Raw genomic sequence first — 24,114 nt, 5'->3', positions numbered from 1 at the left:
CGGGGGGATACATCGGTCCTGCCTCGGGGGATCGGGCTGCTCCAGTCGAGTATTCGCGCTCAGGGGCGCACTAGGTTGCTGCGGGGCGGGGTCGCACATCGGTTCCTCGTGGTCGCCCGAAGGCGCCAGAACCGCCCTACTCGCGATCACCCGCGCGTGGCAGCCGACCCCAGCAGGGCGGTGCCGCCGTGGCGCGGTTACCCGGCCAGCGGCGCGGCGTTGGTCCGGTGCGGGTCGAAGCGGGTGCCATCCCGCCAGATCGCATACAGGATGCCGGTCAACTTGCGCGCCAAGGCCACGACGGCGACCTGGCGCCCGCGCCGGTGCTGCACGGCGTCGACCCAGTCGCGGAGCGGCCCCGGCTTCAGCGTCCGTTTCGCGCAGTGCGCGGCCTGGACGAGGCACCAGCGCAGGCTGCGGCTCCCCGCTTTGGTAATCCCCAGGTGACGCGTCCGCGCGCCACTCGAGTCCTGGCCGGGCACCAGCCCGACATACGCCTCCACCGCGTGCGCGCCGTCGAAGCGCGTGTGGTCGTCGAGCGCCGCCACAAACCGCACGGCGGTCACCGGGCCGACTCCGGGGACCGTCAGCAAGCGGCGCGCGACCGGGTCGCCCGTGGCCCAGGCCGTCACCTCGCGGTCGGCGTCCGCGATGGCGGCATGCAGGTGCTCCAGCAGCTGCAGCTGCCGGGCCACGTAGCTCGGGAGGGGCTCGCCTACCGCGGCGCGGACGCGCGCCCCGAAGGTGTGCACGCTGCCACTCGCCAGCCGGCGGCCCTGCGTCCGCAGCCAGCCGCGCACGGTATTGAGCAGGAGCGTGCGACTGCGCACCAGCCCGTCGCGCATGCCGCAGAGCGTCTTGGCCGCCCGCGCCTCGGCGCTCGGGATATGCACCGACGGCAGGTCGATGCGGCAGGACACCTCGCTGAGCACCTGCGCATCACGCCGGTCCGTCTTCATCCGGCGCGCCCCCACGCCCAGGGTCGGCGCCAGGGTCGCCGGCACCACCCGCACCTCATGCCCGGCCGCCCGTGCCGCGTCGGCCACCCAGAAGGCCTCACTGCACGTCTCGACAATCACTCGGCTGCCGGGCCGCTCGCCCAGGTACCGCGGCACCTCGTGCGTCCGCAGCCGCCGCTCCTCGACGACGGTCCCGTCGGGCCGCCGCACGCAAATCTGGGATTCCCTTCCGCCGAGATCGATTGCAACATGGTCCATGGCTGGCTCCTCTCACTGTGTGCCTCGAGCACGTGTCAGTGTGAGCGACGGGCCTCCCGTCAGCTCGCGGGGGCCAGCCACTTCATCCAATCTGTGTCCCACCGCGCCGGCGGCCAACGGCGGGGTGAGGACACCCCCGCCCTACCTCCCGGTTCCCGATTCCCGACTCCCGACTCCCGGGCTCTATATCCGCTGGAAGTTCTTCTCGATCTCGCGCCGCGTGAGGCGCAGCAGCACCGGGCGCCCGTGCGGGCACACCGTCGAGTAGGCGGTCGCGTGCAGTTCGTCGAGGATGAACTGCATCTTCTCGAGCGGCAGCGGGTCGTTGGCCTTGACGGCCGCATGGCACGCCATCGTCGCGGCGATGTGCTTGAGCACGTCGTCGACCCGGCCGGCCTTGTCGAAGCCTTCGAGGTCCTGCCCGAGCGCGCGCAGCGTCGGCTCGACGTCGCCCAGGCCGATCAACGCGGGCATCGCGCACACGCGAACCGACTTGCCGCCGAACGGCTCCACCTCGAAGCCGAGGCGCTCGAGGTCGCCCATGTGCGCCTCGATGCCGGCCACCTGCGACGCGTCCATCTCGAAGACCAGCGGCGTGAGCAACCGCTGGCTCTGGAGCGCCCCGCGCGTCAGTCGCTCGTGGATGCGCTCGTACAGCACGCGCTCGTGCGCCACGTGCTGGTCGACGATCGCGATGCCGTCCTGGTCGACCGCGAGGATGTACGTGTGCCGGAACTGGCCGAGCGGCTTCATCGGCCGGATGTCGTCGCCCGCGACCGGCTCGGCGCGGCCGACCGCCGCCGTCGCGCCCTCCAGGCCGGTGATTGCCGCGGTGAACGCGTCGTCGACCCGCCCGTCGGCGCGCGCCGGGACGCCTTGCGGATCGCCGGCGGGCCGCAGCGCGGTGTGTTCCCACGCCGCGAGCGGGTCGGGACGCGTCGCGAGCGCTGGCCCGGTCGTCTCGTCGGTCGCACCATGGCCCGAGGCCCCCTGGCCGGTCGCGACGACCCGCCAGGGGTCCTGGCGGAAGGTCGGGTCCGGGCGCAGGACGCCGGGCAGCATCGGCATCGCCGGCAACTGCGCGGGCGCAATCGGCGTCTGCAGGCGCAACTCCGGCACGGGCCCCGCGCCGAGCGCATCGCCGAGTGCCCGACGGAGCACCTCGTGCACCAGGCCCTGTTCGAGGAAGCGCACCTCGGCCTTGGTCGGATGCACGTTCACGTCGACCCGCTCGGGCGGGATCTCGATGAACAGGTGCACCTCGGGGCTGCGCTCCTTGACCGTCGCGACCGCGTAAGCCGCCTGGATCGCATGCGCGATCGTCTTGTCGCGGACGATGCGGCCGTTGACGTAGATGTTCTGTGGCCCACGCCGTGGCCCCTGCTCGGCGAGCGGCGCGATGTAGCCGTGCACGCGCATGCCGCCGCCCTCGCGGCGGACTTCCACGAGGTCGGGGCGCGCCTGGTAGATCTGGTAGAAGCGCTCGGCCACCTCGCTGGCCGGCGGACAGTCGAGCAGGGTGCGGCCGCCGCTCGTGAGCTGGAAGCCGATGGTCGGCGCGCCGAGCGCGAGTTGCGTCATCAGGCGCGAGACCTGGGCGGCCTCGGCCGATTCCGCCTTCAGGAACTTGCGGCGCGCGGGCAGGTTGTAGAACAGGTCGCGCACCTCGATCGTCGTGCCCTCCGGCGCGCCGATGTCGTGGATGCCGCGCAGATCGCCGCCGTCGATGCGGACCTCCACGCCGGTGAGCGCGCCGCGCGCCCGCGTGCGCAGCGCGAAGTGCGACACCGACGCGATGCTGGGCAGCGCCTCGCCGCGGAAGCCCAGCGTCCGGATGCCGTCGAGGTCGGCCGCCACCCTGATCTTGCTGGTGGCGTGGCGCTGCACGGCGAGCGCCGCGTCTTCCGGCGACATCCCCTCGCCGTCGTCCTCGACGCGGATCAGCGCGCGGCCACCCTGCTCGATGGCGACCGCGACGCGTCGCGCCCCGGCATCGAGCGCGTTCTCGACGAGTTCCTTGACGACCGAGGCCGGGCGCTCGACCACCTCGCCGGCGGCGATCTGGTTGGCCAGCGCGGGCGGCAGGACCGCAATCTTCACGTCAGACCCAGCCCCGGCGCTTGAAATACCAGATCATCCCGCCGCTCATCAGGAACATCACCACGACGACGTCCCAGAACTGGGCCTGCTCGCCGCCGGGCATCATCGGGATGTGCACGTTCATGCCGTACAGGCTGGTGAGCACCGTGAGCGGCATGAAGATCGTCGCGATGAGGGTCAGGACCTTCATCACCTCGTTCATGCGGTTGGACACGAACGAGAGGTGCGCGTCGAGCACGCCGGTGACCCGGTCGTGGAACGTGTTGGCCTCGTCGGCCAGGCGCACCAGGTGGTCGTGCACGTCGCGGAACCGGTAGCTGAGGGGCTCGTCGACGACGGGGAACTCGCGCCGGGCGAGCCGCGCGATGACGTCGCGTTGCGGCAGCACCACGCGGCGCAGCGCGCCGACGTCGCGCTTGATGGCCAGGATCTGGCGGACGATCTCCTGGTTGGTGGCCTCGAACACCGCCTCCTCGACCTCGTCGAGCCGTTCCTCCAGCGCACTGACCTCCGGCCGGTAGTTGTCCACCATCGTGTCGACGATGCGGTGCACGAGGGCCATGGTGCCCTGCGACATGACGAACCCGTGCCGCGGGCAGAGTCCCTGCACCGACGCAATCGACCGCGAGGTGCCGTCGTGGACGGTGACGAGGAAGTTGGGGCCGATGAAGAAGTCGATGTCGTGCGTCGAGAAGCCGCCCTGCTGCGTGGCGTTCCAGTCGATGCCGTGCAGGATGAGGTACAGGTAGCCGTCGTAGGGCTCGACCTTGGGATGATGCGACTCGCCCACCGCGTCCTCCACCGACAGTTCGTGGAAGTGGAAGACGTCGGCCAACAGCCGCCGCGTCACGGCCGAGTCGGCGTTGCCGAGATCGGCCCAGACGATCACCCCCGAATTCGGGGACAGCCACGTCGGGTCGATGGTGTCGGCGGCGCGCGTCTGGCCGTCGGCGTGCACGAAGACCGTGAGCGCGTCGGCGGGGGGCGAGACGATCGGCCCGCCGGCCGGCGCCTCGTCGGTCCTGATGGGAGGGGCTGCAGTCTCCATGGCCATCCTCAGCAGAACAGGGAGGGGCCGGGACAGGCAACAAAAAAAGGCTCAGGCCCAGGGCTCACGGCTCAGAGAGCATTCAGTGACAAGCACCCCAAAGGTCGCTCGCGGGATTCGCGGCGACCGGGACCAGCTCTGAATGGTTTCTGAGTCCTGAGCCTTGAGCCCTGAGCCTTCAGCGGGCCCCGAGTGCGTGCACCCGGGGCCCGTCGGGGCTGCTACTTCTTGCTCGCCGCGATGGCCGCCTGCGCCGCCGCGAGCCGCGCCACCGGGACGCGGAACGGCGAGCAGCTGACGTAGTCGAGGCCGAGGCTGTCGCAGAACTTGACCGAGTCGGGCTCGCCGCCGTGCTCACCGCAGATCCCGAGCTTGATGCCGGGGCGGCTGCTGCGGCCCTTCTCGACGGCGATGCGCATCAGCGCGCCGACGCCGGACTGGTCGATGGTCGCAAACGGGTTCTTCTTGACGATCTCCTCCTCCTCGTAGTGCGGGAGGAAGGAGCCCGAGTCGTCGCGCGACATGCCGAGGGTCGTCTGCGTGAGGTCGTTGGTGCCGAAGGAGAAGAACTCCGCCGTCTGCGCGATCTCGTCGGCGGTGACCGCACCGCGCGGCACCTCGATCATGGTGCCGACGCTGTACTTGATCGTCGTCTTGCGCTCCTTCTGCACCTGCGCGGCCACCTCGTGGACGATCGCCACCTGCAGGTCGAGCTCCTTCTTGAAGCCGACCAGCGGGATCATGATCTCGGGGTGGGCCTTGTAGCCCTTCTTGTTGGCGTCGGCAGCCGCCTCGAACACCGCGCGGGCCTGCATCGCGGTGATCTCGGGGTAGCTGATGCCGAGGCGGCAACCACGGAAGCCGAGCATCGGGTTGAACTCGTGCAGTTCATGCACCCGCTGCTGGATCTTCTCGACCGAGATGCCGAGCTTCTTCGCGAGATCCTTCTGCTGGTCCTCGGTGTTCGGGAGGAACTCGTGCAGCGGCGGATCGAGGAAGCGGATCGTCGCCGGGTACCCCTTCAGCTCCTTGAAGATGCCGAAGAAGTCCTCGCGCTGGTACGGGAGCAGCTTGTCGAGCGCCGCCTTCCGCGCCTCGAGCGTGTCGGCGAGGATCATCTCGCGCATCGCGTCGATGCGGTCGCCCTCGAAGAACATGTGCTCGGTGCGCGTCAGGCCGATGCCGACGGCGCCGAACGCCAGCGCGTTGCGGACCTGCTCCGGCGTGTCGGCGTTGGTGCGCACCGACATGCGCGTCGCCTCGCCGCACCACTTCATCAGCTGCACGAAGTTCTTGTACGTGCGGCCCTTCTTCGCCTCGGCGTCACCGGCCACCAGGCCCGCGATCACCTCGGAGGCGCCGGTCTCGATGTGGCCGGCGTACACCTCGCCCGCCGTGCCGTCGATCGACAGCCAGTCACCCTCGGCGTACGTCGTGCCGCCCACGGTCAGCGTGCGCTTGTCGTAGTCGACCTGCAGCGCCGCGGCGCCGCACACGCACACCTTGCCCATCTGGCGGGCCACCAGCGCGGCGTGCGACGACACGCCACCGCGCGCCGTGAGGATGCCCTCGGCGGCGATCATGCCGCGCAGGTCCTCGGGCGACGTCTCGATGCGGACCAGCAGGACCTTCTTGCCCTTCGCCGCCGCTTCCACGGCGCGATCGGCGTTGAAGTACACCTCGCCGGACGCCGCGCCGGGACCGGCCGGCAGGCCCTTGGCGATCACCGTCGACTTCTTCACCGCGGCACGGTCGAAGATCGGCGCCAGCACCTGGTCGAGCTGGTCGGCCGGCACGCGCATGACGGCGGTCTTCCAGTCGATGAGGCCTTCCTTCACCATCTCGGTCGCGATGCGGACCGCGGCCACGCCGGTGCGCTTGCCGTTGCGCGTCTGCAGCATGTAGACGACGCCGTCCTGGATCGTGAACTCGAAGTCCTGCATGTCCTTGAAGTGCGACTCCAGGACCTTGCGGATGCGCTCGAGCTCCTTGTAGGCCTTCGGCATCTGCTTGGCGAGCTCGGCCACCGGCTCCGGCGTGCGCACGCCGGCCACCACGTCCTCGCCCTGCGCGTTGAGCAGGAACTCGCCGTAGAACACCTTCTCGCCCGTCGCGGGGTCGCGCGTGAACGCCACGCCCGAGCCCGACGCGTCGCCGGTGTTGCCGAACACCATCGCCTGCACGTTGACGGCGGTGCCCCACTCGGCCGGGATGTTGTACTTGCGGCGGTAGACGATGGCGCGGTCGTTCATCCACGAGCCGAACACGGCGCCGACCGCCCCGTGCAGCTGCTGCCACGGATCGGCCGGGAACGCCTTGCCCGTGCGCTCCTTCACCAGCTTCTTGAAGCGGACGATGATCTCCTTGAGGTCGTCGGCCGACAGCTTGGTGTCCTCGAGGTGGCCGTTGCCGTACACCTCGTGCTTGTAGCCCTCGAGCACGGTCTCGAACGGCTCGTGGTCCTCGCCGGCGCGCTTCTGCACGCCGAGCACCACGTCGCCGTACATCTGGATGAAGCGGCGGTAGCAGTCCCACGCGAAGCGCGGGTTGCCGGTGGCGCGCTCGAGCGCGATCACCGTCTCGTCGTTCAGGCCGAGGTTGAGGATCGTGTCCATCATCCCCGGCATCGAGTCACGCGCGCCGGAGCGCACGGCGACCAGCAGCGGGAACTTGCTGGCGTCGCCGAACTTGTAGCCCATGACCTTCTCGATCTTCGCGATCCCGTTGCGGATCTGCGCGTCGAGGGCGGCCGGGTACGTGCGCTTGTTCGCGTAGTAGTACGTGCAGACCTCGGTGGTGATGGTGAAGCCGGCCGGCACGGGCAGGCCGATGCGCGCCATCTCGGCGAGGTTGGCGCCCTTGCCGCCGAGCAGCGGCTTCATCGAGCCGTTGCCGTCGGCCTTGCCGGCGCCCCAGCTGTACACGTACTTGTCGGCCTTCGCGGAAGCGGCCGGGGCGGCCTTGCGGCTCGCGGCCTTGCGGGGAGCGGCCTTGCGGGCGGGGGCGGACTTCCGGGTGGCGGGACGCGCGGCCTTGCCCGAGGGCTTGCTGGCGCGTGCGGCTTTCTTGGCCATGAACGCTATGACTCCTGTTGTGCGTGGGTGAAGGCGGGGCGCATCAGGCCTGGGGCCCCGCGATGGAGGACAGGTCCGCGATGGCCCGCACCGTGTCGCGCAGGACCGCCAGCAACCCCAGGCGGGCCTGCCGCAACGCGGCGTCGTCGGCCATCACGAAGACATCGGTGAAGAACTTGTCCACGGCCGGCCGCAGCGCGGCGACCTCCTGCAGGGCACGCACGTAATCGGCCTGCCCCACTGCCGCCGCGATGCTCGCCCGGCGCGACTCCAGCGCGTCGACGAGGGCCTGCTCGGCGGGTTCCTGCAGCGCCGCCCGGATGCCCGACAGGTCACGCTGCGGGTCGGCCGGCGGCACGTCCTTGACGATGTTGCTGGCGCGCTTGAAGAGGATGGCCAACGGCTCGAAGTCGGCCGACGGCCGCACGGCACGCAGCGCATCGAGCCGCTGCTTGGCCGAGAGGGGCGACAGGCCGGCGAGGCCCTGCCCCTCGGGCAGCACCGCCGCAATCTCGTCGGGCTTGTAGCCGCGCTTCTCGAACAGGAAGCGCAGGCGATCGACGACGAACGCCCCGAGCGCGTCGGCCTTCGCCGTCGGGTCCTTGACGACGCCCTGCGCCGCGTAGCCGGCCTGCGCCTGCGCGACCAGCGCGTCCAGCGCCACCGGGCGCGTCACGCCCCCGACCTCGGGCAGATCGACCAACACCTTGACGAGCCCCTGCGCCGCACGACGGAGCGCGAACGGATCACGCGTGCCGGTGGGCACCTCGCCCGCGGCGAAGAGGCCCACGAGCGTGTCCAGCCGATCGGCCACGGTCACGGCGGCCCAGGTGATCGCGGCCTCGCCGAGGTGCGCGGCGGTCGGCGGCTGCGCCGCCTCGACCCCGAGCGGCTGGTACTGGTGGTAGATCGCCTTCCAGACGGCCTCGCCCAGGCCGTCCTCGCGGGCGTAGATGCCGCCCATCTGGCCCTGCAGCTCGGTGAACTCGCGGACCATGTCGGTGGTCAGGTCCGCCTTGGCGAGCCGCCCCGCGGTGGCCGCCGCGTCGGCCTGCGCCGCCGTGCCGCCGAAGGCCTCGGTGACGATCCAGCGCGCGAGTTGCTCGAGACGCTGCGCCTTGGCGGCGTAGCTGCCGAGCGCCTTGTGGAACAGGAGGGTGTCGAGGCGCGCGAGCTTGGCCTCGAGCGGCGCACGACGGTCGGCATCCCAGAAGAAGCGGGCGTCACGCAGGCGGGCCGTCAGCACGCGCTCGGCGTTGATCGCGATCTTCTGCGGCTGCTCCACCTCGATGTTGGTCACCGCCAGGAAGGCGGGCAACAGCTTCTGCTGCTCGTCCAGCACCGGGAAGTAGTGCTGGTGGTGAATCATCGTCGTCGAGAGCACCTCGTCGGGGAGCGCGAGGAACTCGGGGGGGAACACGCCCGCGACCACCGACGGGTACTCGACCAGGTCGGCGACTTCGTGCAGCAGGGCCGGCTGCGACGCGACACGGCCGCCGAGGCGCCGCGCGTGCGCGTCGAGCTCGCGCACGAGGCGATCGTGCCGCTCGGAGTGCTCGAGCAGGACGAAGTGCTCGCCGAGCCGCTGCTTGTAGTCGCTGACGCTGCGCACCTTGACCGACCGTCCGGGGCGACCGCTCAGGGCCAGGAACCGGTGCCCGTAGGTGAGCGGCCCGGTCCGGATGTCCTGCACCAGGTTGGACTGGGCGCCCGGGTTGCGGCGGATGACGAACGGCACCACGCGGCCCCCGAACAGGAACAGCAGCCAGCGCACCGGGCGGCCGAACGTGAACTCGCCCTTGCCGTCGTCGAGCCAGGCGTCCCAGCGCATCTGCTTGGGGAAGGCCAGGTCGCGCAGCGTCGCCGCCAGGACGTCGGGCAGCACGTCGACGGTCGCCTTGCCCCGCTCGCGTCGCACCACCGAGAGGTACTCGCCCTTCGGGGTGGTGACGCGCTGCAGTTCGCCGACCTCCACGCCGTGCTTGCGCGCGAAGCCGACGGCGGCCGGCGTCGGCGCGCCGTCCGGACCGAAGGCCGCCGAGACGGCCGGGCCGCTGACGTTCTCCTCCAGGTCGCTCTGTCGCTCCGACAGGCGCGTGACATGCGCCGTGAGGCGGCGCGGCGTCGCGCTGCTCTCGACGGGGCCGTCGGTGGTGAGGCGGAAGTCCTTCAGCCGCTGCCCGAGCCGCTGCGCCAGTTGCTCGGTGAGGCCCGGCAGCCACGACGCGGGGAGTTCCTCGCAGCCGATCTCGAGCAGAAGTTCGCGATCCATCCGGTGGTCGAGTCCTCTCGGCTAGGCGCCGGCGACGGGAGCCTCGGCGTCGGCCCCCGCATATGCGCGGGCGATCGCCACGGCCAGTTGGCGGACGCGCAGGATGTAGGCCGTGCGCTCGGTGACCCCAATGCCGCCACTGGCATCGAGCGTGTTGAACAGGTGCGAGCACTTCAGGCAGTGCTCGAGGGCCGGCAGCACCAGGCCGTCGCCGATGAGCCCCTGCGACATCGCGTAGTGCTTGTCGAACAGGTCGCGGTTGAACGCGGCGAACGCCTCGCCGCCCATCCCGACCTGCCCGAACGCGTACTTGCTTTGCTCGACCTCGTCGCGGTGGCGTACGTCGCCGTACTTCACGCCCGGCGCCCACTCGAGGTCGTACACGTTGGTCACCTTCTGCAGGACCATCGCGAGGCGCTCGAGCCCATAGGTCAGCTCAGCGGAGATGGGCGACAACTCGAGGCCACCGGCCTGCTGGAAGTAGGTGAACTGCGTGATCTCCAGGCCGTCGAACAGGACCTGCCAGCCGATGCCCCACGCGCCGAGCGTCGGCGACTCCCAGTTGTCCTCCTCGAACCGGACGTCGTGGGCCCGCGTATCGATGCCGCAGGCCTCGAGGCTCTGGAGGTACAGGTACTGCACCTCGTCGGGCGCCGGCTTCAGGATCACCTGGAACTGGTGGTGCTTGTAGAGGCGATTGGGGTTCTCGCCGAAGCGGCCGTCGGCCGGCCGGCGCGAGGGCTGCACGTAGGCGACGTTCCAGTGCTGCGGCCCGAGCACCCGCAGGAACGTCTCGGGCGACATCGTGCCGGCGCCGACCTCGAGATCGAGGGGCTGCTGGAGCAGGCACCCCTGCGCGGCCCAGTACTGCGAGAGCTTGAAGATGAGGTCCTGAAAGGTCACGGGTTGATCTCACGCAGCACACGAGCCGCGCGCGGCTCGCGATCGAGGTGCCACACCAGCAACAGGCGATGCGCCGCCGCCAGTGGCCCGAGCGCCTCGCCCGGGATGGTCAGGTCGCCGAGCCGACCGGGCGCGACGTGCGCCGCCTCGGCCAGGAACTCCAGCGCCGCGGCCGGCATCGACACGCCCTGGGCATGCGAGGCGCATTGCCGGCACAGGAACCAGTGCGACCGGGGCTCGAGCACCGCCCCGCCGCGCAACGGCGCCCCGCACTGCGGGCACGCCTGAATCGAGGGGTACACCCCCTGCAGCCGCAACAGCCAGTACTCGAAGTACCGCGCCGTCCGGTCGGCCGCCACGCCCGACTCGAGCGCCTCGAGCACCGCCACCCCGAGGCGGTACAACCGCTCCTCCGGGTGATTGTCGGGCGCCCACTCGTCCAGCAACTCCGCGAAGTAGCTCGCGTAGGTGCAGGCCTCGCCGCCAATCGTCATCGGCGACCCGAGCACGTCGGCGTAGTCCAGCCGCACCAGCTCGCGTTGCTCGTGCTCCTGGTAGGCCACCCGCACGTGGGTGAACGGCTCCAGGGCCCCGCCGAACCGCCGGCGCGATCGGACGCCGCCCTTGGCCACCCCGCGCTTCTTCCCACGGTCCCGCGTGAGCAGCACCACGAGCCGGTCGCTCTCCCCGAGCCGGTACGTTCGCAGGACGAGCGCCTCGCCGGTGTGCAGCGGCATGCGGCCAGTCCGGTATTCTACCCCGCCCCGCCGAGATACTTGAGGAAAACGTGCCCCAGGCCGAGGAAGGCGAAGAACCCGAACACGTCGGTGAGGGTCGTGATGAACACCGAGGAGGCCAGCGCCGGGTCGATCTTGAGCGCCCGCAGGCCGAGTGGCACCAGCGTGCCCGCTGTCGCCGCCACGAACATGTTGATGATCATGGCCAGCGCCAGGATCATCCCCAGCCACCCGTCCCCCTGCACCAGCCACGCCGCCCCGGCCGCGACCACGCCGATGCCGACGCCGTTGCCGAGCCCGACCAGCGCTTCCTTGAACAGCGCCTTCTTCGAGTTGACGAACGTCAGCTCGCCGAGCGCGATGCCCCGGACGATGACGGTGAGCGTCTGCGTGCCGGCGTTGCCGCCCATGCCCGCCACGACCGGCATGAACACGGCCAGCGCCGTCGCCTGGCTGATCGTCGCCTCGAACATCTTGACGACCGCCGCCGCCAGGAACGCCGTCGCCAGGTTCACGTACAGCCACGGGAGCCGCTTGCGCAACGAGCTCAGGGCCGGCGAGAAGACGCTGTCGTCCGACGACACGCCCGCCAGGCGGTAGATGTCCTCGGTGGCCTCGTCCTTGATGACGTCGATCACGTCGTCGACCGTGATCACGCCGACAAGCTTGTTCTCGAGGTCGACGACCGGGATGGCCAGCAGGTTGTACGAGGCCACCTGCCGCGCCACTTCTTCCTGATCGGTGTCGACCCGCACGCTCAGGACTTCCCCGCCGGCGATGCGCTTGAGGGGGGTCTCGGGCGCCACCAGGAGCAGGCGCCGCAGGGAGGTGACGCCCACCAGGTGGTTCCGCTCGTCGGTGGTGTACAGGTAGAACACCATCTCGACGTCGCGCGCCGACTGCAGTTCGGTGATCGCCTCGCCCACCGTCAACTCCTCGGAGAGGGCGAAGACGTTGGGGTTCATGATGCGCCCGGCGGTGTACTCCGGGTACTCGAGGAGCTCCTCGACCTCGGTGTCCTGCTTGCCGCGCATCAGGTCGAGCACGCTGCGCGAGAGTTCCTCGGGCAGCGCCTCGATGATGGCCGCCGCGTCGTCGGACTCGAGTTCCTGGACGTACCGGGCGATCTCCTCGGCCGAGCGCCCTTCGAGCAGATGCGCGCCGATCTCGGGCCCGAGCTCGCTCAGGGCCTCCATGGCGTGCCGCGGGCTGCGGTCGAGGAGGACGTCGAAGGCGGTCTGCCGATCGCGGTCGGGCAGCTCGCCGAGCACGCCGGCCAGGTCGGCCGGGTGCTGTTTCTGCAGCAGGTTCAGCAGGTTGGCGCTCGCCCCGACGCGGATCAGCCTCTTGACGGAGGCGAGCACGACGTCGATCTTGCGCTGCGGCATGGAGGGGAGGGCGCGCGCGCCACGGGGCGTCACCACGACGCCCGGGCCCACACTGATCGGGTCAAGGTATCACGGGGGAGGACAACTGACGGCAGTGGGCAGTCGGCAGTCGGCAGTCGGGAAGGCAGTCGGCGGCACATCGTCGGCCCTCGCGTCTGCGCAACGGAGCCACCTCAGCCAACCGCGAGAACGCGTCAGGGCCTCGACGTGACCGTCGTCGGTGCGTTCGTGATGACGACGTTGTCGAGCGCGCCCTCGTCGGGACCGGTGTGATATTCGCCGCGGATTTCGAGGCTGGTCGCACTGGTCAGCACGCTGCGGATCTGCGCCTGAGTGGCCGGTGCGTTCCAGTTCCAGCGCCAGCCGCTGCCGGCCGTGAAGGAGACCGTGAACGTTCGCCAGTCCGTGCCCGGCGACTCCGGGAACCGGTACGAGATCCGGCCCGCCGGTCCGACCACCACCACGTCGTCCTCGAAGTTGCCGACGATGTCGGCCGACTGCTTCAGGTCGTAGCGAAGCGCGCCGTGTTCGGCCGACGCGAGCACCCGCAGGACGTTCTCGGGGGCGCTGAAGTACCACGTCTCCCCCAGCGCTTCATCCACGTGGGAGATGTAGCCGTCGGGGTGGCCGCCCGCCGCGTGCAGTTGCGGTTGGACAGCGCCGGTATCGCCAGACACGGACCAGCCGTGCGTGGTGCCGTCGAACCCATGGGCGACGAGGGTGCTTGCCTGCGAGTGCAGGTGTCCGGCACCGGCGATCACACCGGCGAGGATGCCGGCGAGCAGGCCGGCAACCGGGACAGTCGTTCGAATGGAAGGCATGCGACGGTGCACAAACGAGAAATCCTGAACCGACCCGTGGATCGGTCCAGGATTGATGCCGAAGGCCGAAGGCCGAACGCGGACGGCCGCCGACCTGCCTACGTCCAGCTGAAGCCCTGCGCCTCGAGCGGCAGCGACCGGATGCGCACGCCCGTCGCCGCAAAGATGGCGTTGGTGATCGCGGGAACCGCGGGTGGCATCGTCGGTTCGCCCAAGCCCGTCGGATCGAAGTCGGTCTCGAGGAACTTGACCTCGATGCTGGCCGGGGCGTGCGGCATGCGCGCCGGCTGGTACTCGTCAAGGTTCTTCTGCACCACGCGCCCCTTGTCGATGGTGATCGTCCACGACATCAGGTGGCTCATGCCCTCGATGAACCCGCCGTGCACGAGGTTCTCGGAGTGACTGGGGTTGACGATCTGGCGCCCCACGTCCACCGCGCACCACACGCGATTGACCTTGATGGCCTTCTTCGCGTCGACCGACACCTCGACCACATACGCGACGTAGCCGGCGTGGGCGTACTGGAACGCCACGCCCTTGCCGGTGCCCTTCGGCAGCGAGCCTCGACGGTCCCAGTCCGACATCGCCCGCACGGCTTCGAGCACGCCGCGCGCACGCACCGGGTTGAACCCGCCCGTCGCCCCGGGCCCGACCGGGTTGTTCAGCAGGTCGATGCGGTACTGCAGGGGATCCTTGCCGGCCGCGACGGCGACCTCGTCGATGAAGCCCTGCTTCACGAACGAGATGCCGTTGGTGGGTGGGGCGCGGAGGGCGCCGACGGGAATGCCGAACGGCACCACGTTCTCGGACGTGATCAACACGTTCTCGACGAAGCCGCGCGGGAACTCGTTGGCCGGCACCACGGAGTTCGTGCTGGCCACGAAGTCGCGATAGGCGATCAGCTTGCCGTTGGCATCGAGGCCCGCCTTGAAGAAGTGGTACCCCGTCGGACGGTACTGGTCGTGCGCCATGTCGTCCTCGCGCGACCAGAGCAGCTTGACCGGGACCGTCGGCAGCCCGGCGGCCACCCGCTCCTCGGACACCGTACGGGCGATCCGGGCGACTTCGACGTCGTAGTCGCTGACGAGCCGTCGGCCGAAACCTCCACCCGCACGCACGAGGTGGTACGTGATGTTCTCGGGCGGAATGCCGGCGCCAAGCGCCGGGTTCTGCTTGGACGGAATCTGGCTCGGCGACCAGATCTCGAGCTTCCCGTCGTGGTAGTGCGCCGTGGCGTTCTGCGGCTCGAGCGGCGCGTGCGACAAGAGCGGGAAGAAGTACTCGGCCTCGATGGTCTTGGCCGCGGTGCTGAAGGCCGCGTTGACGTCGCCGATCACGGCGCGCGGCGGGCCGGTCGGACGCTCGCCGGGGGCCGGCGGTGCCACCGGCGCCGGCAGAGGCGCAGTGGCCGCCTTGGCCGCCAGGGCGCGCGCCTGCGCCAGGTAGCCGGCGCTGCTCTGCGTCGCCACCGCGCCTTCGTCCCACACCACCTTCAGCGACGAGCGCGCGTCGTTGGCCAGCCACCAGTGGTCGGCGACGATCGCCACGCCCGAGGCCAGCGAGTTGTTGCCCTGCCCGGCAGGCTCGACGATGAAGGCGTGCCGGATGCCGGGCAGCTTCTTGATCTCGTCGAGATTGGCGCTGACGGCCTTCCCGCCGAAGACGTCGCACTTCACGAACACGGCGTGCAGCATGCCCGGGAACGCGACGTCGATGCTGAACACCGGACGCCCGGTCACGATGTCGAGGTTGTCGTAGCCGGGGATCCGCTTGCCGACGATGGTGAAGTCGCGCGGGTTCTTGAGGGCGGCCTCGATGGAGGCCTTCTCGGGGACGGGCAGCGTGGCCACCACGGACGCCAGCGACGCGTACGTCGCCGTCCGCTTGCTCGCCGCATGCGTCACCACGCCGGCCTTCGCCGTCAGTTCGGCCTGGGGCACGTTCCACTGCTGCGCGGCCGCGGCGAGCATCATCAGGCGGCCGCCGGCCCCCACCAGGCGCATGTTCTGGTAATTGGACGGAATCGCCCGGCTACCGCCCTCGAACTGTGCGCCGTACTTCGGGTCGAGATCGGCCTGCTTCAGCGTCACCTGCGCCCACTCGACGCCGAACTCGTCGGCGATGATCTGCGGCAGTGCGGTCCGGATGCCCTGTCCGGTCTCGGGGTTCTTCGAGATGATCGTGAACGTGTTGTTCGGGTTGACGGTGATGTAGGTGTTCGGCGCGAGTGACTCCGCCGACGCGCCCGGACCGCCCTGGCGTCCCTGCGCGGCGACGCCCGCGCCCGACAGGCCGATCAGAAGGCCGCCGCCGGCCAGCGCCGACACCTGCAGGAACGCACGCCTGTCGAGAGCCTTCGGTGATGGCACCATTACTCCGCCCTCCTGCCAGCCGCGGCCGCCGCCTTGATGGCCTGCTTGATCCGGATGTAGGTGCCGCAGCGACAGAAGTTGCCCTCCATGGCCGCATCGATCTGCGCATCGGTCGGGTTCGGCGTCTCCTTGAGCAGCGCCGAGGCCGCCATGAGCTGGCCGGCCTGGCAGTAGCCGCACTGCGGGACGTCGAGTTCCATCCAGGCGCGCTGGAGCGGATGCGACCCGTCGCGCGGCAGGCTCTCGATGGTCGTCACCGCGGCCGTGCCGACCGAGGAGATGTCCACGATGCACGAACGCATGGGCTGACCGTCGATCAGCACCGTGCAGGCGCCGCACTGGGCCACCCCGCAGCCGAACTTCGTGCCCTTCAGGTCCAGGACATCCCGGAGCACCCACAAGAGCGGCATGCGCTCGGGAACATCGACCGCGCGCGGCTCGCCATTCACGACGAGGGAATACTTCATCAGCGACACTCCTGCATTCGAATACGGGGCTCCACCCGGGCTGCTGGGAACTGCGGATATCTTAGCCCGTCGAGGTGCGGTCCGGACCTCCGACGGGTCGCGCCCCCCCCCTCGCGCTGCATTTCTGCCGGCCAGTTTCCGGATTTCGTGGGTGTCGCGGTTCAGCGGCCACGCGTCAGGCGTCGAGCGTCACTTCTTCCGCTTGGTCTGCGGCAACCCGAGTTCGTCGAGGGTCCTGTCGCTCTCGCGCCAGTCCTCCTTGACCTTCACGTGCAGGTCCAGGTAGACGCGCCGCTCGAAGAACGCCTCGATCTGCTTGCGGGCCGCGGTGCCGATGGCCTTGATCATCTCGCCGCCCTTGCCGACGATGATCGGCTTCTGCGACGGTTCCTCGACGAGGATGCTGCAGTAGATGGCCAGCGGCGCCTCCTCGTCCTCCTCGTCTTCTTCCCAGCGGTCCACGACGACCGCGGTGGTGAACGGGAGTTCGGCGCGCGTGTGCTGCAGCACCTGCTCGCGCACCATCTCGGCCGCCAGCGACCGCGCCGACTGGTCGGTGAGGTAGTCCTCCGGGTACAGCGGCGGCCCCTCGGGCAGGTGCGACAACAGCACGCGTTCGAGCGCCTCGACGTTGTCGCCGGTCGCGGCCGACACCGGCACGACGTCGGCAAACGCGTGCTTGCCGCTGAACCACTCGATCACCGGCAGCAGCTTGTGCTTCTTCAGCCGGTCGATCTTGTTCAGCACCAGCACCACCGGCTGCGCGATCTGCGGCAGCAGCCCGAGCAGGAACTCCGTGCCCCGGCCCACGTCCTCGGAGGCATCCACCACCAGCGCCACGACGTCGGCCTCGCGCGCCGCGCCAATCGCCGCGTCCACCATCCGGACGTTCATGCGGTGCATCGGCCGGTGCACGCCGGGCGTGTCCAGGAACAGGATCTGGCCGTCCGGCAGGTTCTTCGCCCCGAGGATGCGGGTGCGGGTCGTCTGCGGCTTGTCCGAGACGATGGCCAGGTGCGCGCCGACCATCCGGTTCAGCAGCGTCGACTTGCCCGCATTGGGGCGTCCGAGCAACGACACGAATCCGGACCGCATGGCTACGCCTCCCCTTCCGCCGGCAGGCGCCGGACTCGCACCTTCAGCACCCGACGCCGCTCCGCCTCGAGCACCTCGATGTCGAGGCCGTCCTCCACGACGTGCTCGCCGGCCAGCGGCACCCGGCCGAGGCGACTCAGCAGGTACCCGCCGATCGTCTCGAATCCCTCGCGCTCGATGTCGACGCCGAGCCGTTCGGTGAGTTCGTCGATGTCCACCTTGGCGCTGAACACCCAGGTGTCGTCGGGCTCCTCGACGATGGGATCCGCCTCGACGTCGTACTCGTCGCGGATCTCGCCGACCAGCTCCTCGACGAGGTCCTCCACGGTCACCAGCCCCGCCGTCCCGCCGTACTCGTCCACCACCAGCGCGGTCTGCGTGCGCGCCCGCTGCAGGTCCTTCAGGACGTCGTTGGCCCGGCGCGTCTCCGGCACCGCGTGCGCCGGACGCACCAGCGCCTCGAAGGACGCCTCGTCGGCCTGCTCGGCGCCCTTGAGGAAGACGTCCTTCAAGTGCACGAACCCGACCACGTCATCGAGGCTCTCGCGATACACGAGCAGCCGCGAGTACTCCGACTCGCGCAGCCGCGCCCGCAGGTCGCCGAGCGTCGCGTCGGCACGGATGCCGACGATGTCGGGGCGCGGGGTCATGACCTCCCGCACGAGACGGTCCTGGAAACCCACCATCGACCGGAACAGCTCGCGCGCGTCCTCTTCCTCCTCGGCGGCTTCCGGCGCGTCCTCGCCCGGCGTGGCCGCCTGCACCTCCTCGGCCGGCGGCTCGTCACCGTCGGCGCGGCGATCGGCGACGCCGTCGGCGCCCGCCACCAGCGTCGTGAGCGGCGCGAACGCCCGGGCGATGATCGTGAAGGACGGCAGCAGCAGGGTGAGCACCTGCTGGGGGTTCCGGCGGACGATCACCTGCGGCAGCACCAGGAAGCACACCACCACGAACAGGATCATCGACACCAGGAACACCCAGATGCCGTGATCGGTGCGCCCCACGCCCTCGACGTGCGCGAGGAGCACGGCGACGATGACCGTGTCGATGCCGAGCAGCACGCGGGCCGGGAAGAACAACGCCGGGGGGTCCTCGAGGAACGTCGTCAGGACGTCGCCCGATCCGCTCGAGCTCTCGGCCAGCAGCCGCAGCGAGAAGCGCATGATCGCGCTGAAGGCGGCCAGCACGGTGCCGAGGTAGACGGCCAGGCAGGCCAGCAGGAACACGATCAGCGGGATCACGCGCGCGACTCCCGCTCGATGAGGCCGGCGCGCAGGCCGCCCTTGCGGCGCAGCCGTGCCTCGACGCGCCGCATCCGTCCCTGGTCGGTCTCGTGGTCGTAGCCGAGCAGGTGCAGCAGGCCGTGCAGCGCGAGCACCTTCAGCTCGGTGCCGTACGCGTGCCCGGCCTCGCGCGCCTGGCGCCTCGCGACGCCCGTCGCGATGACGATGTCGCCGAGATGCCGCTGCTGCCCGCGCAGGCGCGGCCCGTCGTCGTCGGCCGGGAAGGACAGGACGTCGGTCGCGTAGTCCTTGCCGCGCCAGTCGCGGTTCATGCGGCGCATGGCCGCATCCCCAATCAGCACCAGGGTCACGGTGCCGCGCGCCCGGACCGGGGCCGTCGCGGCGAGCCACCGAGCGAGGCCAGGCGCACGCGCCGGGCGGCCGGCGCGCGTGCACACGGTGATGTCCAGGGTCGGAGGGTCCGCGTCCATGGCGTCAGGCCCGCGGGTTGCCGGGGGCGCCCGGGCCGCCGGCTTCCTGGGCCGCGTAGGCCTGGACGATCAACTGCACGAGCTTGTGCCGCACGACGTCGCGGTCGGTGAAGTGCACGAAGGCGAGGCCCTCGACCTTGTCGAGGATGCGGATCGCGTCGATCAGTCCCGACGGCCGGCCGTACGGCAGGTCGATCTGCGTGATGTCGCCGGTCACCACTGCCTTGCTGCCGAAACCCAGGCGGGTGAGGAACATCTTCATCTGCTCTGAGGTCGTGTTCTGCGCCTCGTCGAGGATCACGAACGCGTCGTTGAGCGTGCGCCCGCGCATGAAGGCCAGCGGCGCGACCTCGATGGTGCCGCGTTCGAGCAGGCGCTCGACCTTGTCGGCCTCGAGCATGTCGTACAGCGCGTCGTAGAGCGGCCGCAGGTACGGGTTGACCTTCTCCTGCAGGTCGCCGGGCAGGAAGCCGAGCTTCTCGCCGGCCTCGACCGCCGGACGCGTGAGCACGATCCGGCTCACCTTCTTGGCCAGCAGGCTGGCCACCGCCTGTGCCATCGCCAGGTACGTCTTGCCGGTGCCGGCCGGGCCGACACCGAAGACGATGTCGTGCTTCTCGATGGCCTCGAGGTAGGTGCGCTGCGTCGGCGTCTTGGGCACGACCTGTCGCTTGGCCGACGCCCGCACGCTGCCCTTCAGGAAGTGATCGCGGAGATCCAGGTCCGGATGCTCGGCGGCCAGGCGCATCGCGTCCTTGACCTCGCCACGCGCGAACCGGTAGCCATCGCGCAGCAGCGCGCCGAACTGCCCGACGAACGCCTCAACGCGGTCGAGGCGCTCGGAGGCGCCGTCCACGACGAGTTCGTGCCCGCTGGTGCGGACGCTCACGCCGAAGAGGTCTTCGAGCAGGCGCAGGTTGTCGTCGTAGGCGCCGAACAGGACGTCGACGCCCTGATCGGGGACCGGAATGGAGCGCGGGGCCGGGATGGCGATACCGATGTTCTCCTGCAAGACGGCCGGGCTCGGAGAGCCGGCTTTACCGTGGCGGCCAGCGCCGCCCCGTGCCTGCCCACCTGTGGCGCGGGGTCGACGCTAGCATGCCGCCTGCGGTCAGGCAAGCGGCTTGAGGTGCAGTTCCTTCCACTGTCGCGCGTCGACCGTGGACGGCGCATCCGACATCAGGTCGACGGCCGCGGCGGTCTTCGGGAACGCAATCACGTCGCGGATCGACGGCTCGCCGGCCAGCAGTGCCACGATGCGATCCAGGCCGAGCGCGATCCCCCCGTGGGGCGGCGTGCCGTACTCGAGCGCGTCGATGAAGAAGCCGAAGCGCAGTTTGGCGTCCTCGTCGCTGATGCCGAGCAGGCGGAACAGCTGCCGCTGGATCTCGGGGTCGTGGATACGGATGCTCCCGCCGCCGATCTCGCTGCCGTTGAGCACCAGGTCGTACGCCTTGGCGACACACTCGCCCGGCGCCTCGGTCATGCGCGGCAGGTCGGCGTCGGACGGCGACGTGAACGGGTGGTGCATCGCCACCCAGCGCTTCTCGTCCTCGTCCCAGTCGAACAACGGGAAGTCGACCACCCACAGGAACTCGAACTTCGCCGGATCCACGAGGTTGAAGCGCTTTGCGAGCGACAGCCGCAGCGCCCCGAGCAGCTTGGAGACCTGCGCCTCGGTGCCGGCCGTCATCAGCAGCAGGCCGTCGGTCCCGGCGCCGGTGGCCTCGAGCGCACGTGTCAGCGCCTCCTCACCCATCGCCTTGGCCGACGTGGCGAGGCCCTTCTCCGTCTGCCGGGCCCACAGCAGGCCGCCCGCCCCCATCTCGATGGCCTCGGCGACGATCTTGTCCACCTCGGCGCGCGAAATCTTCGCGCCGCCGGGCACGACCAGCCCACGCAGCACCCCGCCGCTGGCCAGCGCCTCGCGGACCGGGCCGAACGGCGTGTCGGCAAACAGCGCGCCGAGGTCCTGGATCTCCATGCCGAAGCGGAGGTCCGGCTTGTCGGAGCCGTACTTCGCCATGGCTTCAGCGTACGGCATCGTCCGGAAGGGCGTGTCGATCTGGATGCCGGCGACCGCGAAGATCTCCTTGATCAGCGGCTCGATGAGCGAGAACACCAGCTTCTGCGACGCAAACGAGATCTCGACGTCGACCTGCGTGAACTCGGGCTGCCGGTCGGCGCGCAGATCCTCGTCGCGGAAGCACTTGGTGATCTGGAAGTACCGATCCAGGCCGCTGATCATCAGGATCTGCTTGAAGATCTGCGGCGACTGCGGCAGCGCGAAGAACTCGCCCGGGTGCACGCGGCTCGGCACGAGGTAATCGCGGGCGCCTTCCGGCGTGCTCTTGGTGAGGATCGGCGTCTCGATCTCCAGGAACCCGTTGGCGTCGAAATACCGCCGGATCGCCATCGTCAGCTTGTGCCGCAGGATGATGTTCTTCTGCATCCGCTGGCGACGGAGGTCGAGGTAGCGGTAGCGCAGGCGCGTGTCCTCGGCGACGAACGACTCGTCGGCGATGGAGAACGGCGGGCGCTTGGCGTCGTTGAGCACGCGCAACTCGCCGATCCGGACCTCGACCTGGCCGGTGTCGAGCTTGTCGTTCACCGTCTCTGCCGACCGTGGCGCCACCTGTCCGAGGATGGCCACGACCATCTCGGTCTTGAGCTTCTTGGCCTGCCCGAGGATCGGCTCGGCCTCGGTGACCACCTGCGTCACGCCGTGACGGTCGCGGATGTCGAGGAAGATGACCGCGCCCATGTCGCGGACGCGGTGCACCCAGCCGAGCAACACGACCTCCTGGCCGACGTGCTCGGTCCGCAGTTGGCCGCAGGTGTGGGTTCTGTACAGTTCGCCGAGAAGATCCATTGGTGCAATCGTAGCGGCCGGGTTTGCCCGGCCGGAAGCAGGCGACAGGCCTGCAGGTACAGGTACAGCCTACAGGCTCCCTGAGGAGGCGGGCGTGAGGAGGTCGCGCAGCAGCGGACCGGCATCGGCACGCGGCAGCCGCCGCTGCTCGCCGCTGCGCAGGTCCTTGACCGTCAGCTCACCGGCCGCCTTCTCGTCCTCGCCCTCGATCACGACGAGCGGCACGCCCGTGGACGCCGCGTACTTGAACTGCTTGCCCAGCTTGTCGGCGTCGGGGTAGACCTCGACCCGCAGGCCATGTCGCCGCAAGGCGTGCGCCAGGGCCAGCGCCTCGCCGGCCGAGGACGCATTCCACTGCGCCACGAGCACGTCGGCCGCGGTCGCCGCGATGTGCGCCGGGAACATGCCCCGCTCGCCCATCACCACGAGGATGCGTTCGAGGCCCAGCGAGAACCCGGCGGCCGGCACCTGCTGCCCGAGGAACATCCCCACCAGGTTGTCGTACCGCCCACCGCCGCCGAGGCTGCCCGCCAGGTCGGGCACGGTCATCTCCATGATGCAGCCCGTGTAGTACGAGAGCCCCCGCGCCAGGCTCAGGTCGACGCGCAACTGCCCCGCCGCCGGCGTGTGCGCCGCCAGGGACAGCACCTCGCGCATTGTCGCGATGCCAGCCGTCGCCGCCTCGTGGCCGGCGACGAACGCCTCCACCCGGCTCAAGGCCGCTTCGTTGTCGGCGGCAACGGCCCCGGAGATCGCCGCCGCGCCCAGGATGCCCAGGACCGTGTCGGCGAGGGCCGGTGCGAGGCCGCGCTGCTCGTACTCGGCCTTCACGCCGTCCAGGCCGATCTTGTCGAGCTTGTCGAGCGCGACCAGCGCATCGCCGTGCCTGTCGGCAGGCACCCCCGCCACGTCCAGCACGCCGGCGAGCACCGCCCGATGGTTCAGGCGCAGGACGGCATCGGAGAATCCGAGGGCCTGCATGGCCTCGCAGGCCGCCGCGCACAGTTCGGCCTCGACCACGGGCGAGGTGGAGCCCGTCGCGTCGACGTCGCACTGGTAGAACTCGCGGAAGCGGCCACGGGCCGGCCGATCCGCCCGCCACACCGGCTGGATCTGGAACCGCTTGAAGTACCTGGGGAGCGCGCCGCGATGCTCGGCGACCACTCGGGACAGCGGCACGGTGAGGTCGTACCGCAGGGCGAGATCGGCCTGCCCGGACGCCTCGTGCTCGCCGCGCTTCAGGATCTTGAAGATGAGCTGATTGCCTTCCTCGCCGTACTTGCCGAGGAGCGTCTCGATGTTCTCGACGGCCGGGGTCTCGAGCGGCTCGAAGCCATAGCGCTCGTACACGCCGCGGATGACGCCAATCACGTAGGCGCGGCGACGGACGTCGGCCGGGAGGAAGTCCCGCATGCCGCGGGCAGGCGCTGTGGAAGCCATGCGATACCGCGGATCAGCCGCGGGAGTCCTCTGGGGCCATGTAGTCGAGCCGGTAGCCCACGTAGCGGGCGGCGTAGTCGAGGATGGACGCCACCTCGGCGTCGGTCAGTTCGCGCCGGACCTTGCCCGGGCTGCCCATCACCAGGGAGCGCGGCGGCACGACCGTCCGCTCGGTCACCAGCGTGCCGGCGGCGACGATCGAGTCGGCGCCGATGACCGCACCGTTGAGCACGATGGCGCCCATGCCGATCAGGCAGCGGTCGTCGATCGTGCAGCCGTGAATCAGGCACCCGTGGCCGATCGTCACCTTGTCGCCGATCGTCGTCGGGTGCGTGCCCCGCATCACGTGGACGATGGTGCCGTCCTGGACGTTGGATTGAGCGCCGATGCGGATGTGGTGGACGTCGCCGCGCACCACGCAGTTCATCCAGACGCTCGACTCCGGCCCGATCGTCACGTCGCCGATGACCTGGGCGCTCTGGTCGATGAAGACCGACGCGTCGAGCTGGGGCCATTGGCCACGGTACGGGCGGAGCATGAACGGGTGATTATAGCCGGGCACCGGGCACCGGGCACCGGGCAGCGGGCACCGGG

General features: G+C 70.1%; 18 protein-coding genes. All 18 read right to left on the bottom strand.

Annotated features, from left to right (window positions below):
• Positions 1-197 precede the first annotated feature (197 nt).
• Positions 198-1,217: an IS110 family transposase gene (locus TBR22_RS11300; protein WP_239491126.1), complete on the bottom strand. Its 1,020-nt coding sequence runs from the start codon at positions 1,215-1,217 to the stop codon at positions 198-200.
• Between the two features lie 183 nt (positions 1,218-1,400).
• Positions 1,401-3,317, bottom strand: a complete 1,917-nt coding sequence (gene mutL, locus TBR22_RS11295; protein ID WP_239493089.1) for a DNA mismatch repair endonuclease MutL — start codon at positions 3,315-3,317, stop codon at positions 1,401-1,403.
• A 1-nt stretch (position 3,318) separates the two neighbouring features.
• Entirely contained in the window at positions 3,319-4,365 is a 1,047-nt protein-coding gene (corA, locus tag TBR22_RS11290) for a magnesium/cobalt transporter CorA (protein ID WP_239493088.1), read from the bottom strand.
• A 221-nt stretch (positions 4,366-4,586) separates the two neighbouring features.
• Positions 4,587-7,439, bottom strand: coding sequence for a pyruvate, phosphate dikinase (gene ppdK / locus TBR22_RS11285; protein WP_239493087.1), 2,853 nt, complete (start codon positions 7,437-7,439; stop codon positions 4,587-4,589).
• 43 nt (positions 7,440-7,482) lie between these two features.
• Positions 7,483-9,711, bottom strand: coding sequence for a glycine--tRNA ligase subunit beta (gene glyS / locus TBR22_RS11280; RefSeq protein WP_239493086.1), 2,229 nt, complete (start codon positions 9,709-9,711; stop codon positions 7,483-7,485).
• Between the two features lie 21 nt (positions 9,712-9,732).
• Positions 9,733-10,614 carry a glycine--tRNA ligase subunit alpha gene (locus TBR22_RS11275; RefSeq protein WP_239493085.1) on the bottom strand — a complete coding sequence of 294 codons (882 nt, stop codon included), beginning with the start codon at positions 10,612-10,614 and terminating at the stop codon, positions 9,733-9,735.
• Positions 10,611-11,351, bottom strand: a complete 741-nt coding sequence (gene recO, locus TBR22_RS11270) for a DNA repair protein RecO (protein WP_239493084.1) — start codon at positions 11,349-11,351, stop codon at positions 10,611-10,613. The genes TBR22_RS11275 and recO overlap by 4 nt, the downstream gene beginning before the upstream one ends.
• A gap of 17 nt (positions 11,352-11,368) precedes the next feature.
• Complete coding sequence (gene mgtE / locus TBR22_RS11265; RefSeq protein WP_239493083.1) at positions 11,369-12,739, bottom strand: magnesium transporter; 1,371 nt, start codon at positions 12,737-12,739, stop codon at positions 11,369-11,371.
• 194 nt (positions 12,740-12,933) lie between these two features.
• Positions 12,934-13,560 (bottom strand): laminin B domain-containing protein, encoded by a 627-nt coding sequence (locus TBR22_RS11260; protein WP_239493082.1) that lies wholly within the window; start codon positions 13,558-13,560, stop codon positions 12,934-12,936.
• Between the two features lie 98 nt (positions 13,561-13,658).
• Complete coding sequence (locus tag TBR22_RS11255; RefSeq protein ID WP_239493081.1) at positions 13,659-15,932, bottom strand: molybdopterin cofactor-binding domain-containing protein; 2,274 nt, start codon at positions 15,930-15,932, stop codon at positions 13,659-13,661.
• Positions 15,932-16,402, bottom strand: a complete 471-nt coding sequence (locus TBR22_RS11250; RefSeq protein ID WP_370651513.1) for a (2Fe-2S)-binding protein — start codon at positions 16,400-16,402, stop codon at positions 15,932-15,934. The genes TBR22_RS11255 and TBR22_RS11250 overlap by 1 nt, the downstream gene beginning before the upstream one ends.
• A gap of 186 nt (positions 16,403-16,588) precedes the next feature.
• Positions 16,589-17,494, bottom strand: a complete 906-nt coding sequence (gene era / locus TBR22_RS11245; RefSeq protein ID WP_239493079.1) for a GTPase Era — start codon at positions 17,492-17,494, stop codon at positions 16,589-16,591.
• A 2-nt stretch (positions 17,495-17,496) separates the two neighbouring features.
• A complete protein-coding gene (locus TBR22_RS11240) occupies positions 17,497-18,735 on the bottom strand; it encodes a hemolysin family protein (RefSeq protein WP_239493078.1) in 1,239 nt (412 codons plus the stop codon).
• The gene (gene ybeY, locus TBR22_RS11235) at positions 18,732-19,208 is read right to left on the bottom strand and encodes an rRNA maturation RNase YbeY (protein ID WP_239493077.1); all 477 of its coding nucleotides are present in this window, start codon (positions 19,206-19,208) and stop codon (positions 18,732-18,734) included. The genes TBR22_RS11240 and ybeY overlap by 4 nt, the downstream gene beginning before the upstream one ends.
• Before the next feature lie 4 nt (positions 19,209-19,212).
• Positions 19,213-20,220 (bottom strand): PhoH family protein, encoded by a 1,008-nt coding sequence (locus TBR22_RS11230; RefSeq protein WP_239493076.1) that lies wholly within the window; start codon positions 20,218-20,220, stop codon positions 19,213-19,215.
• A gap of 99 nt (positions 20,221-20,319) precedes the next feature.
• Positions 20,320-22,080 (bottom strand): aspartate--tRNA ligase, encoded by a 1,761-nt coding sequence (gene aspS / locus TBR22_RS11225; protein WP_239493075.1) that lies wholly within the window; start codon positions 22,078-22,080, stop codon positions 20,320-20,322.
• A gap of 69 nt (positions 22,081-22,149) precedes the next feature.
• A complete protein-coding gene (gene hisS, locus TBR22_RS11220) occupies positions 22,150-23,520 on the bottom strand; it encodes a histidine--tRNA ligase (protein WP_239493074.1) in 1,371 nt (456 codons plus the stop codon).
• Positions 23,521-23,533: 13 nt separating this feature from the next.
• The gene (locus tag TBR22_RS11215) at positions 23,534-24,058 is read right to left on the bottom strand and encodes a gamma carbonic anhydrase family protein (protein ID WP_239493073.1); all 525 of its coding nucleotides are present in this window, start codon (positions 24,056-24,058) and stop codon (positions 23,534-23,536) included.
• Positions 24,059-24,114 lie beyond the last annotated feature (56 nt).

The sequence above is a fragment of the Luteitalea sp. TBR-22 genome (genome assembly GCF_016865485.1).
Lineage (GTDB): Bacteria > Acidobacteriota > Vicinamibacteria > Vicinamibacterales > Vicinamibacteraceae > Luteitalea.
The sequence above is the reverse complement of the archived record's forward strand: the minus strand, read 5'-3'. Positions and strand labels throughout refer to the sequence as shown.